The sequence below is a fragment of the Adonisia turfae CCMR0081 genome, from assembly GCF_011009555.1.
GTDB classification, from domain to species: Bacteria; Cyanobacteriota; Cyanobacteriia; order Phormidesmidales; family Phormidesmidaceae; genus Leptothoe; species Leptothoe turfae.
Genome location: NZ_QXHD01000004.1, coordinates 6,506,922 through 6,519,350, shown reverse-complemented (window position 1 = coordinate 6,519,350; position 12,429 = coordinate 6,506,922). Strand labels below are relative to the sequence as shown.

Genomic DNA, 12,429 nt, shown 5'->3' with positions numbered 1-12,429 from the left:
AAGGGGTAACCTGGCTAATGATGGTCAACCCCATCGAAGCATCGGCCCAACAGATTGAAATGTTTCATCAAGTGTTGGGTAATAATGCTCGACCGCTTCAACGACCTAGTTTTTGACGAATTTGGGTTCGTAATGCCTGGGCCTCTGGATAATCTGGCTGTAGTTCAATGGCTTTTTCGATGGATGCGATCGCAGCATCAAACCGCCGCAGTCCCCACAGGGCTGCTCCCCGATTACTCCAGGCTTCTGCAAAATTCGGATCCAGTTCAAGGGCACGATCGTAGGCAGTTAGCGCATCCTGGAACCGCTGCTGTTGCAACATAATGCCGCCTCGATTGTTCCACGCTTCGGTGTAACTGGGGTCGATTTCCAAAGTCTGGTCATATAAAACCAATGCGGCCTGGGGTTGTCCCTGCTGTTCCAGGGCATAGCCTTTACTCCACAATGCTTGGATATTGTCAGGGGCGATTGCCAGGGCCAACTCACAGGCTTCAACCGCCTGACCATAGTTCTTCAATTGGTTCAGGCTATAGCACCGTCCCCAATGGGCCTCAACCTTGTCGGGGCTGCGTTCCACCAACTGGTCATACACCTGAAGCGCTTCTTTATAATGGTTGCGATCGCGCAAATCACTGGCCTTGGCGAAAAGCTCATCTAAGGATGGTTGGGCAACGGGCTGGGCAGCGGGCTGGGCCGGTGCCGCCACTTTTGTGGGTGTCTTTGGTGTTGCGGTCGGTGCTGCGGTCGGTGCTGCGGTCGGCACTGCTGTAGCCCCTGGAGTAGCGGGTTCTACAGCGGCACTCCCAGGCTCAGAATCCGCCGATGGACTACCCTCTGCAGTCTGGGGAGACTCGGCTTCAGATGCCGGAGTCGCTTCAGCAGGAACTACCGCTACCGTAGGCGCAGCTTCAGGCTGGGAGGTGAGGTTGGCAGAGGTTTGGCCATTGCGTACCAACCCCAATGCCACGACGGCCACAATGCTTAATCCCAAAATTGACCAGCGGCTTTGGCGACTATTTAGCAGGGTGGGCAACGCCTCAACGGTTGCCTGGGTAGCATCTTGCAGAGAACGAGTAACCGCCTGCAGCTTTTCAACGGGGAACGTTTGAGTTGGCGCTGATATGGAGACTGTTTCAATGTGGCCCTGGTCCGAGTCTGGTGTTATCTCTGGGCTCTTAGAGGGCTTTGCGGGCGCAGCCATCTGGGTGGGTAATCCACTGACAGCACCAGTCGCAATGGGTTCACTCGCCATCGCCGGTAAAGACCGTAGGTCAGTCAAAACCTCCGTTGCCGTTGGATAGCGATCGCGATAGTCATAGCGCACCATGCGCGCCAAAACAGCCTGAAAGGCATCACTAATGTCTAAATCAGGACTCTGCCAGAGAACTTCGCTGGTGCGAGGGTCACGCTGTAGCAAGTGGGGTCGAGTCCCCGTCAACGCCTGCAAGCAGATCATACCTGCGGCATAAATATCGCTACTAAACCAGGGATTGCCAGCCAGTTGTTCATTAGGCATATACCCCTGGGTGCCAATGGAGATAGTGCGCGTAACTTCGCCGTTTTCCCGCCTTTCACTGACCTGTTTAACGGCCCCAAAGTCAATCAGCACCATATGACCATCGGCTCGACGGTGGATCAGGTTAGACGGTTTGAGATCGCGATGAATCACCCCTTGCCCATGGACAAAAGCCAGGGGGGTCATCATTTCTATCAGCAACTGACGTACCCTAGCTTCAGACCAGGGTTGCCCCGGTTGAATCAACGTAGACAGAGACTCTCCCTCAATCAGCTCCTGGGCTAGATAAAACTCTTGGCCATCTTCAAAGTGAGCCAGCAAACGCGGAATCTGAGAGTGCTCACCCAGCTGGTAAAGCACCCGGGCCTCCGTTTCAAACAGACGTCTAGCCGTCGTTAAGCTCTCAGCATCCTGTAGATGGGGCTTGAGCTGCTTAATGACACAGGTTGGATGATCGGGTAAATGTAAGTCGGTTGCTAAAAAGGTATGGCCAAACCCACCCTGACCAAGGGGTTGGATAAGTTTGTATCGGCCTCCGAGTGTTTCTTTAGATTTAACACCCAATAGTTGTATCAGGTTCATACGGCGATCCCAAGAGCAGTAATGCCTGAAGTGGATTTAATATAATTGCCCCCATACCCTCAGCAAACGCATGATGGGCAGTCGTTAATAGAGTTACTAAGTTAGGCAGATGTACGGTCCTAACCTAGCGATTTCACCTAGGAACTAGCCTGCGAAATAGACAGTCCTGCTGACCGACCACTGCCTCTGAAATTTCTGAACTGACTTTTCTGAACTGAATTTAAATACATCCCGTCTTTATAACGAGTAGAGTAAGATCGTCCTCGAAACCGTCGTATCGTTAGAACAAACGCCCCCATGTCAGGTGAACCGGTCGTTATCCAATTTAACTGGGAAGATCCGGTGACGGGAGAATCCCAGTATGCTTCGCGTCAACTGCCCGTTGCCATTGGCCGTGAAACTAGCAAAATGCCAACACAGCTAGAAAATCAACCGGTATCTCATTTGGAATTGATCCACCAGCAGGTATCGCGATGCCATGCGGTGATTTCCATGACCAACCGGCAGCTATACCTTTCAGACAAAAGCGCCAATGGCACTTTTCTCAACGGTCGACCCATTCAGAAAAATGGTCAAATCTTTAAACCTAAAGACACCATCCGCATTGGTCCGTTTAAGTTAACGGCCATGATTATCAACACCACCGATGCGAATTCTACTGAATTAAATCGTGAGTATAGCCACCTGGCTAAAAGTGAGATGGCAACCGCAGAGCCCAACGCTATTCTAGGATGGCTGATCGGGGGTGGCATTCTACTGTTAATGGGCATCGGTTTATGGCTGGGAGGCCAGGCGTTATTAAACCGAGCTCGCCCCACCCTTGACGACCCGGCAGAATCATCTTTAAACCTCTCCAATATGGAAATTGGTGCCCTTGAGATTCCCACAAAACCATAGCCCACAAGACCATAGAGTTACCCCCCTGGTGCGCCGCTGCAAATATTGGGTTTTGCTTTGTCTATCCCTGGTGGTTTTTACCTGGGGAAACTTGACACTACCGGCTCAGTCTCAGACAGTTGAGGTGGACGAGCCAATAGACAGATCGACAGCAGAAGTTGTGGTCAATGGACGGAGAGTTTTTGATGTCCGTGGAGTGGCTGATTTCACTCCCCTTGAACGAGCCAACAGCATTAATAAACGGTTAAGGGAAGAAGTACAGAAACCTGAACCACCCAATATTGAAGTTGTTGTTGATGAAGAGACGGGGTTAGTTTATCTCCAAAGCCAGGGTGAAGACGGTGAAGACCTGATAGCCACCGTCACCCAGGTGGATTTAAGTAGGCCTGGCTATCGTCTGGAACAGCAGGCTGAAGATTGGGCAAACGAGCTAGAAGCCGCTATCCGTAGAGGGCAGCTAGAACGACGGCCCAACTATTTACGCCGGGCCTTACTTTACAGTCTAATGGTGTTGGGAATTGCGATGACAATTCACCTCTTCCTCCGCACCTTTGGTCGCATCAGTTCTCGCTTCCTAACCCAGTGGTTTACCACCACCACCGGCCCATTCACCGTATGGGAAAGACCCATTACGTTCTTCTGGCGGCTGGGGTTAATCAGCTTAAAAGGAGGCCTGTGGCTGACATTTGCCATTTACATCACCGATCTGTTTCCAGAGCTACGTAGATGGCGTCATACCATTGCCACCCTGCTGACTGCCGAAAGCATCACCCTGGGCGACAACCAATACTCTGCCTTAAGAATGGTGCTGCTGCTAGCCCTCACCATTGGACTTTGGTTTGCCGCCCGGTTAATCTCTAGACTCTTCCGCACCTATATCCTCCGCAGGGCCCAAGTCGAAGCCCGACTGCAAGATATTCTCAGCGCTCTAGTTCAATATGTTCTGCTGTTTTTGGGCATTATTGTTCTGCTACAGCTGTTGGGAATTGACGCCAGCTCCCTGACAATTTTAGCCAGTTTGTTGGGTCTAGGTATTGGTTTTGGTGTTCAGAACATTACCAACAACTTTATCAGCGGCTTTATCATCACCCTAGAGCGCCCGATTCAAGTGGGAGACTTTATTAAAATTGGCGACTTAGTTGGCATTGTCAAGCAGGTGGGAGCCCGTAGCACAGAGATTAACACGCTAGATAAAGTCACCATTATTGTGCCAAACTCTCGTTTTCTAGAGAGTGAAGTCATTAACTGGAGTCACGGTGACTCGATCTCTCGTTTACGGGTGCCGGTCAGTGTTGCCTATGGTTCTAACATTTCCCAGGTAAAAACCGCCCTGTTAGAAGCCGTTAAACGTCATCCTGAAGTCTTGTTGCGACCTGAGCCAGAAGTCTGGTTCCAAAGTTTTGGCGATAGTGCCCTAAATTTTGACATTATGGTGTGGACGGGAGAACCCCGCAAACAATTTCGCGTCAAAAGCGACCTTAACTACGCCATCGAGGCCAGCCTGCGCCACTACGATATTGAGGTGCCATTCCCTCAGCAGGATCTACACTTGCGATCGCCCCAACTAGACGACATTCTAGAACTCCTTAAACAGCAGTCCATTGGTATTTCGGACGGCTACCGCAGTATCCCCTCCCCCTACATTCCCCCAGCCACCGACACGACAGCAGAAGTCCCCGAGGACCCCATCGAGCCACCCGTTGAGCAAACGGTAGACCCCAAGTCACCACTGCCTGACTTTTTGGTAAATCTTGATCTAGAAGCCCTGGCCGATGCCCTGCAAGGACCACAGGGTATCACCCTGCAACCTCATCCAGAGGAACCGGACAGTGACCCCACATACTTTACCGGCACAGCGGCTGTAGAATGGCTAGAGCAAAAACGGGATTACACCCATGAAGGAGCCACATTAGTCGGCAAATGGTTACTGCATAAGGGGCTGATCGCCACCACCATCGAAGGTCAAGACTTCGAGGCCAGTCAGGCCCTCTATCAGTTTTATCAAGATTCACCAGCTGCCCTGGAGAAAGATATAGAATCCCCCTCAGATCCAGTAATTTCAAACCAAGACATCACGGAGGGCGACACCGAAATTAAAACCGAAATCGTTGTCCCCAATCCCAATTACCGCCAGGACACCACCCATTGACCCCCCTTGTTTTCCTTTCCTGATTCTGCTGCTCACTCTGCCTGCTAATCCCCATGGACCTAAACTTCCTCCGATCCCGCCAATCCGGATCAGACCAACCCCTAGGTAGCCGGTACAAAATCGTCGAGCAGTTAGGCAGTGGCGGCTTTGGCCAAACCTTCCGAGCCCAGGATTTGCATCTGCCAGGGCATCCATTGTGTGTGGTTAAGCAGCTTAAACCCCAGGTGGAAGATGCTAAAGGATTACAGGTTGCTCGGCGGCTATTTGATACAGAAGCTAAAGTTCTTTACCAGCTGGGGTCCTATCCACAGATTCCCCACTTACTGGCCCACTTTGAAGAAAATCGAGAGTTTTACCTGGCCCAAGAATTGATTGAAGGCCATTCCCTGGAGGGCGAGTTCAAAACAGCCCCCTGGGACATTCCTAAAGTCATTGATTTCCTGGCCGATGTGCTAGAAACCCTGGCCTTTGTCCATGACAATCGGGTGATCCATCGAGACTTAAAACCATCCAACCTGATCCGCCGACAAAGCGATCATCGCATCGTTGTCATCGACTTTGGCGCGGTTAAGCAAGCCGGTACTCAACCGGCAGGGTCTGGCGTTAGCCACACCATTTCCATTGGCACCCAGGGCTACATGCCCAATGAGCAATTAATCGGTCAACCCCAGTTCAGCAGCGATGTGTATGCCGTTGGCATTATGGGCATTCAGGCCCTCACCGGCCAACCGCCTAGACAGTTAATGCCCAATGCCCAAACCGGAGAACTGGAATGGCATCGCTATGTGCCCCATAGTCCCCTGGAGCTGATCACGATTTTAGACACCATGGTACGTTACGACTTCCGTACGCGTTATCCATCAGCCAAGGAAGCCCTCAGGGCCCTACAGTCTTTGCCGCAGGGCCTAGGGCAATATGTAACTGGCACCGGGGCAAGTGCCACATCCAGCGCACGCAGACCGGCTCCACCAGCTCAGCCCACCGCGCTGACGGTACCGGCAATGGCCCCCCAGCCCCAGCCGCCAAACCGGGCCAAAACCTCCATGGCTACAGAGGTCGTACCGCCGCCGTCCACGACTAATACGACTAACACGACTAACACGATTAAGAAGATACCAGCCATTATCATCGGTGTAGCCATCTTGGGCATCGGCCTCCTAATGGGGCGAGCCTGCACATCAGCCACCTCGAATACCGCTGAGGTTCCAGTCGCCAGTCAATCGCCCACGGCACCAACAGAACCAGCTCCGGTTGAGGCTCCGGTTGTTGAGCCTCCTGTTACAGAGGCAGCCCCCCTTGAGGACCTGGAGACCCCAGCTCTAGACACCTCAGAGAGTCCCCCCATGGAGGAACCAGTTGCCATTGAAGCAAGCGAGCCCCCTGGGGAACTAGACGCAGAAATAGTGCCGGATGAGGCTCCGACAACAGAGTCACCGGAGCAGCCAGCAGCAGCCCTGACGCCAGCCACGGCCCAAACCGTTGTCACGACTTTTTATGCCTATCTATCCAGTCAGGCCTGGGATCAGGCCAAGGCACAAACCAGTGGCAGCGTAGCCCAGAATTTTAACCCCGAATTCTTTCAACAGTTTCAGCAGGTCTCGGTTGAGAATTTGCGAATCAAAAACCAAACCTCCGAAGGCATCGAGTTTGAGGGCCAGAACACCTATGTGTATAGCGATGGCGCAATCCAGAGAGAAGCACGCACATTTACAGTGCAGCTGATCGACGGGCAGCCCCGCATCGTGGATTCATCGTTTGTGCGGGTCATACAGGCTCGTTAGTTTAGCCTGCACATAGGCTGAAACTATCAAGCCTACAGATGTATTTGGCGATGCCCCCCTTGCAAAACTGTCATTTAGCGCTAAGCTATGGCGCAAGACCAATGTGTTTCTACGTTAATGCCATCGTCCAGCCACAATGCAAAACCATCCCATGCCCTTGCACTCAAGCAAGCGGCAAATTGGCAATGCAGGACCTGTGGACGACACTGTCGGCGTCATGACGAATCCCTGGACGATTTTGCTGCACGCATTGGTAATGAAGTAGAGGCGATCGCAGCCCACCCACGCCGCTGGGCCCTCCACGTGACCAAACTGCAGAAGCATACCCCCACTGTTCAGCACAAGACTGCATCAAAACAAACGGGATCAGACCCGGTGGCTTTGCTTTGCGGCTCCTGTCATCGCAAATATCACAATTCTCACCGTTGGAAAAACCGACAACGGCAGTATCACCAGCACCTGGAACACATTGGCCAGCTCACCCTCAACGACATTCGCTTGCCCCTAACAGGTCTACAGCTATCGCTCAGTGAATGGAGTGATCCTTATGAAATTGTGAATCCTTTACAACCGCGCAAACGGACAAAAACGTCTAAAACGTCTGGTAGTCCGTGAATCGGGCCGTAGCAAGTCGTTTAATGCAGCATCTTTAATGCCTTTAATACAGTCAGAAATCTAACTCCTAAGAACCGTAGGAATTAGAGATTGTCTGCAAGATTGTCTGCAAAACCGCTCAAATTGTCTTATTTTTAGCCCTATTCGTTAGCACTCCCATGGCCCGACGTACCCAGTTCACCATTGCGACATTTAATCTATACAACATTAACCGTCCAGGCCTAAGAATCTATTCTGATTTAGACGGCTGGGATAAAGGAGCCTACGAACGCAAGCTAGAGTGGAGCCGTCGTACCATTCTCAACAATGAGGCCGATGTTTGGGGATTCCAGGAACTCTGGCACACAGGTGCACTAGAAGATATTTTCGACCATAAAAAACTGGACGATTATCAGCTCTTAGTGCCTGAAGACCATCGTGGACAGCGGATTGTCTGTGCCGGGGCAGTACGCAAAGATATTCTGGTTGGCGAGCCCCAATGGATCGACGCATTTCCAGAGAAATTTATTTTGGAAAGCGGTGGCGATGACGCCCAAACATCAGGCATCTCTGTCAATGTCAACAGATTCTCCCGACCAGTCCTGCATTTTCAGGTGCAGGTGCGATCGCAATCGTCTCCCATCTCCGTCTATGTCGCTCACTTTAAGTCCAAAGCCCCCACTAAGGTCTACCGCGAAGGCTGGTACCGGGATGAAGATGAATACTATAGACAGCATAGTGAAGCCCTAGGCTCAGCCATTTCCACCATTCGCCGTACAGCCGAAGCGACGGCCCTGCGGATGATTCTGACAGAACGCATGAAGAATACCCATGAGCCGGTGGTCGTTCTGGGGGATCTCAACGATGGGGAAAGCAGCAATACCCTAAATATTTTGACTGGACAGCCCAACTATATTTTGAGTGGATTAGAACAGGGCGGTAGCGATGTGGACCTTTATGCAGTGAGTCGGCTACAGCAGTACCGTAGCGATCGCAACGTGTACTACACCCACATCTACCAAAACTTCCGAGAGTCATTAGATCATATTCTGGTATCCCAAGAATTTTACGACAACTCACGCCAGCGTCTGTGGGCCTTTAAGGGCATGGATGTCAGCAACGACCACCTCAATTGGGACAACCACAAAGAAGACGGCTCCTCAGACCACGGCATTATCCGTGCCCAGTTCGAATACCGCCCCGCCAAGTAATCCCCATGCCCCCCTTCGACACGCTCAGGGTAGGCTCCCTCACCCAGTAAAGAATACCTAAAATATCCCGAAGCTCCCCATGAGCGCGGGTAAACTGAGGTAAGAGGCGATACTGTACCGTATTGCTCAATTTTTCAAAGGCTTGAGCTTTTATTGAGTATGGCTAACGCTCTCTAACCATGATGATGCGTTAGCCCTAAACGGTATAGAAATCGGCACTGAAAATATGCACCCCACTCCCCATTGGTTTATTCCCTTAAATGAGTTAGATGCAGCCACAGGAGCATCCCTCAGGCCCGCAGATGCCAAGCCATCTGCGACAGATCCTGTTGCCAAAGAAGGAGATTCATTTCTCGTCACCTTAGAGAGTCTGTTAATTGTAAAAACCTACGACAGTAGAAGCGATAACGATCTGCTGGTCCGTTCTCGTCTCAAGTATGGCAATGCTCCCATGGTAGAAGCCATTAACTTCTTCGAGAATGACGTTCCAGCCGGCATCGTCAGAGACAATCTGCTGTGTGAGTATATCTACTCGCAAGAAAAGTATTCCACCCTGGACCGAGTCCATCTGGAAGTGGAGATCATGGAACTCCCCGGGGAGATTAGCCTGAACAAAGACATTGGCCAGGGTCTCCAAACCATCAAAAATACCTTTGGTATGGTTCTCAGCTCCTTTTTACCCTTTGGTGGTGTTACCTTCGATGTTATGCAGAAAGTAAACACCGTCAGAAAAGAAAAACGCCGCATCTTTCTTAGTAGTCTCGATCTATATGGCGATGGGGGAGAAGGGGAAGCACGTCTACGGTATGGAGCCTATGTCTTTTTCAAAGAGACTGTAGATGGCTCTAAGTTTAAGCTGCATAAGCTACAGCTACAAACTCCCGAAGATGGCACCCAGCCATTTCCCCACGACTATATTGTTGTCAAAGTGGTGCCAGCCCCCATCCGGGTGGGCAGCAATGAAGCACTAACCCTACGCCACCAGAAATTAGCCGCTGTCCTAGGCTCCACCAATGGGCAAATGGATAACACAGCCAGGCATCCAAACTTTGATCATAATTTAATGCCTGATGCCGATCAGCTACGCAATCTAGCCCTGTTTTATAGCCTCCAAAAACGCAAAGACGCCCGTGAGGCCCTGGGCGAAACTCAGAATCAGCTTTATCAGAGACTACGCCAGGAACTGCAAGCGTTTATCTAATAACAGATTAGTTGATATCATCTGCATCCCTATACTGGTAAATGTTGATGCCCCCGAAACTGTGATGCAAGCCCCCACGCGAGATCGCGACACCTTTGGCCAAGGTAAACCCCTCTGGTCTCGTGCGATCGCAAAACCTGCCGTCGAATTTGGTCCCGTTACCCTACCCGTTCTAGCGGGGCAAATCCCAGCAGACTTGAGAGGCAGCCTATATCGCAATGGAGCAGGCCGTCTACAGCGTGGCGGACAAACCACCCACCATTGGTTTGATGGCGATGGCGGCATCCTGGCCATTCATTTTACCGATGCAGGGGCAACCGGGCTGTATCGCTACGTTCAAACCCAGGGATTCCAGGCAGAAGCCGCCGCTGACGAATATTTATATGGGGGCTATGGGCAAATGGCCCCCGGCCCGTTTTGGAAACGCTGGGGCACTCAGCCCAAAAATGCAGCCAACACCTCTGTGTTAGCCCTACCCGATAAGCTCCTGGCCCTTTGGGAAGCGGGTAACCCTCACGCCTTAGATCTAGACACCCTAGACACCATCGGCTTAGATAACTTGGGCTACCTACAGCCAGGGCAGCCCTTTTCAGCTCACCCCAAACGGGATCCAAAAACCGGAGACATTTACAATTTTGGCGTTGTCCTCGGTGCTAAAAACTCCATTCAGCTATACCACCTTGATGCCTCTGGCCAGATGCGCCAACAAAGCCAGATTCCACTGCTTCGGACCACCTTAGTCCACGACTTTGTCATAGCAGGTCCCTATCTAATTTTTCTCATCCCTCCTGTAGTCTTATCAGTGTTACCCATCCTCCTGGGCACCAAGGGCTTTAGCGATGCCATGGAGTGGAAACCCCAACATGGCACCCAAGTTATCATTGTCGACCGAAATACCCTAACAGAAGTCTCACGGTTTGCCACCGATCCCTGGTATCAATGGCACTTTGGCAATGGCTATCAAGCAGATGATGACTCTATTATCATCGACTACGCCCGCTATTCAAATTTTGATACCAATCAGTGGCTGCAAGAATTTGTCACCGGATTTCCCAAAACCCAAGCCTCATCAAGACTTTTTCGATTACAGATTGATGCGATCGCAGGCAAAGTCTTATCCAACGAACCACTGTTTGGCCTAGACAGCGAATTCCCCATGACATCTCCCAATGATATAGGGCATCACCATAAATCTCTCTTTTTCTGCTACAAAGCCAATCCCAAAAACGAAGAATACTTCGACAGTATTGGCTGTTTAGACCCTGATGATGGCCATACCAACCTCATAACATTTCCCAAAGGCTGCTATCCCATCGAACCAATCTACGTCCCCAATTCCCAAGGCTCCGGCTGGATCTTCACCATCGTCTTCGACGGCAACCACGACCAAAGCACAGTCCAGATTTTACAAGCCGACAACCTAGAAGCAGGCCCAGTTTGTGTGTTGGAACTCCCCGAGATTATTCCCTTTGGATTTCATGGAACTTGGAAATCTCGGTGATTATGACCTGTTTAATCCTGGTTAATAGCACATGATGTCACGGGGCAGGCACAAGGCACAGCCCCTACAGGAGGTCAATGCAGAACAAATACAATCGACCCCGCCGTAACCTCAAATCATGCAATTAAGGATAACCTAATACGTTGGGTTGTAGGGCAGCGTCCCGGCCCTACCCAGGCAAACCCCAGTTTGCCTACATGAGATAGCCTAACTACTTCCGGAAAGGGAATTCGGAGGGACCCCAAGCAACATCTCTAGCCAAAGAAGGTGATTATTTAGCGGAGGTACTCGATATCTTCAGCGACATGTTACTAAAACACATATCCTATGAGTGAAGCATCCACCTATCAATACACCGGCGGTGAAGCACTACGCCAGGAGCCCCTCACCCACCATTTTCTATTATTGCTTTGAGAGCTTTTCTCTGTGCAGGGTTAGCAATCCCCATGGCTGTTTCCAAATGTATATCACGTCTTTGTAAATGTACAGGAAATGTACAGACGTTCCATGGAACGTCTTTCAATACTATTGCTTTGTCTTAGGCAACTGCCCCTGCGGTCTCAGCCTACGCTCACCCTGGGCAAGGGCCTTTTGCACTTCAAACAACTGTTCCTTATCTATAGCCTCTACAAAGATCCTCAGCAAAAACAAACTAGCCCCATCTGATAACGTCTCAATACCGTCGGGATAAATCACCAAAAATTTCTCCTTTTCGCTCTCGCTCATCCCCAGAGCAATACTTTTACCATCTACATAAATCTCTTTCCGCCGCCCAACAACCTTCGACTTAATCTCAAACTTTTTATCCCATATCTGCCAGTTAATCCACACTTCCTCCTGTTCCTGCAGACCTGGATCAAAGCCATAACGACCAACAATATAATACGTCGGCTCCTGAGCAACAGGATCCAAAGCCTGCATTTCAATTTGGCATAACAACATGGTGATTACTCCTCAAAACAAATGGCCAACAAACCTTGACAGATCTTGACTAATA

9 protein-coding genes are annotated in these 12,429 nt (G+C 50.8%); 7 read left to right on the top strand and 2 right to left on the bottom strand.

The window, feature by feature from the left end:
• Positions 1 to 97 precede the first annotated feature (97 nt).
• Positions 98 to 2,098 (bottom strand): protein kinase domain-containing protein, encoded by a 2,001-nt coding sequence (locus DXZ20_RS31565; RefSeq protein WP_163702802.1) that lies wholly within the window; start codon positions 2,096 to 2,098, stop codon positions 98 to 100.
• Between the two features lie 297 nt (positions 2,099 to 2,395).
• On the opposite strand from DXZ20_RS31565, the gene DXZ20_RS31560 reads away from it, so the two are divergent.
• The 7 genes from DXZ20_RS31560 (at position 2,396) to DXZ20_RS31530 (ending at position 11,432) form a co-directional block, all read left to right on the top strand.
• On the top strand, positions 2,396 to 2,995 hold the full coding sequence (locus DXZ20_RS31560; protein ID WP_163669146.1) for an FHA domain-containing protein: 600 nt from the start codon (positions 2,396 to 2,398) through the stop codon (positions 2,993 to 2,995).
• A complete protein-coding gene (locus DXZ20_RS31555; RefSeq protein ID WP_250565128.1) occupies positions 2,973 to 5,144 on the top strand; it encodes a mechanosensitive ion channel domain-containing protein in 2,172 nt (723 codons plus the stop codon). Before DXZ20_RS31560 ends, DXZ20_RS31555 begins: the two co-directional genes overlap by 23 nt.
• A gap of 53 nt (positions 5,145 to 5,197) precedes the next feature.
• Positions 5,198 to 6,925, top strand: coding sequence for a serine/threonine-protein kinase (locus tag DXZ20_RS31550; RefSeq protein ID WP_163702801.1), 1,728 nt, complete (start codon positions 5,198 to 5,200; stop codon positions 6,923 to 6,925).
• Between the two features lie 87 nt (positions 6,926 to 7,012).
• Positions 7,013 to 7,540 carry a hypothetical protein gene (locus DXZ20_RS31545; protein ID WP_163702800.1) on the top strand — a complete coding sequence of 176 codons (528 nt, stop codon included), beginning with the start codon at positions 7,013 to 7,015 and terminating at the stop codon, positions 7,538 to 7,540.
• A 158-nt stretch (positions 7,541 to 7,698) separates the two neighbouring features.
• Complete coding sequence (locus tag DXZ20_RS31540) at positions 7,699 to 8,730, top strand: endonuclease/exonuclease/phosphatase family protein (RefSeq protein ID WP_163702799.1); 1,032 nt, start codon at positions 7,699 to 7,701, stop codon at positions 8,728 to 8,730.
• Between the two features lie 226 nt (positions 8,731 to 8,956).
• Complete coding sequence (locus DXZ20_RS31535; protein ID WP_163702798.1) at positions 8,957 to 9,931, top strand: hypothetical protein; 975 nt, start codon at positions 8,957 to 8,959, stop codon at positions 9,929 to 9,931.
• A gap of 64 nt (positions 9,932 to 9,995) precedes the next feature.
• Positions 9,996 to 11,432: a carotenoid oxygenase family protein gene (locus tag DXZ20_RS31530; protein ID WP_163702797.1), complete on the top strand. Its 1,437-nt coding sequence runs from the start codon at positions 9,996 to 9,998 to the stop codon at positions 11,430 to 11,432.
• 525 nt (positions 11,433 to 11,957) lie between these two features.
• On the opposite strand, the gene DXZ20_RS31525 is transcribed toward DXZ20_RS31530, so the two are convergent.
• Entirely contained in the window at positions 11,958 to 12,374 is a 417-nt protein-coding gene (locus DXZ20_RS31525) for a hypothetical protein (RefSeq protein WP_006519597.1), read from the bottom strand.
• Between the last annotated feature and the right edge of the window lie 55 nt (positions 12,375 to 12,429).

What these genes read in the sequence shown, in the direction of transcription:
- DXZ20_RS31565 (WP_163702802.1), bottom strand. Translation starts at nt 2,098, where the DNA reads ATGAACCTGATACAACTATTGGGTGTTAAATCTAAAGAAACACTCGGA.
- DXZ20_RS31560 (WP_163669146.1), top strand. Translation starts at nt 2,396, where the DNA reads ATGTCAGGTGAACCGGTCGTTATCCAATTTAACTGGGAAGATCCGGTG.
- DXZ20_RS31550 (WP_163702801.1), top strand. Translation starts at nt 5,198, where the DNA reads ATGGACCTAAACTTCCTCCGATCCCGCCAATCCGGATCAGACCAACCC.
- DXZ20_RS31545 (WP_163702800.1), top strand. Translation starts at nt 7,013, where the DNA reads ATGGCGCAAGACCAATGTGTTTCTACGTTAATGCCATCGTCCAGCCAC.
- DXZ20_RS31540 (WP_163702799.1), top strand. Translation starts at nt 7,699, where the DNA reads ATGGCCCGACGTACCCAGTTCACCATTGCGACATTTAATCTATACAAC.
- DXZ20_RS31535 (WP_163702798.1), top strand. Translation starts at nt 8,957, where the DNA reads ATGCACCCCACTCCCCATTGGTTTATTCCCTTAAATGAGTTAGATGCA.
- DXZ20_RS31530 (WP_163702797.1), top strand. Translation starts at nt 9,996, where the DNA reads ATGCAAGCCCCCACGCGAGATCGCGACACCTTTGGCCAAGGTAAACCC.
- DXZ20_RS31525 (WP_006519597.1), bottom strand. Translation starts at nt 12,374, where the DNA reads ATGTTGTTATGCCAAATTGAAATGCAGGCTTTGGATCCTGTTGCTCAG.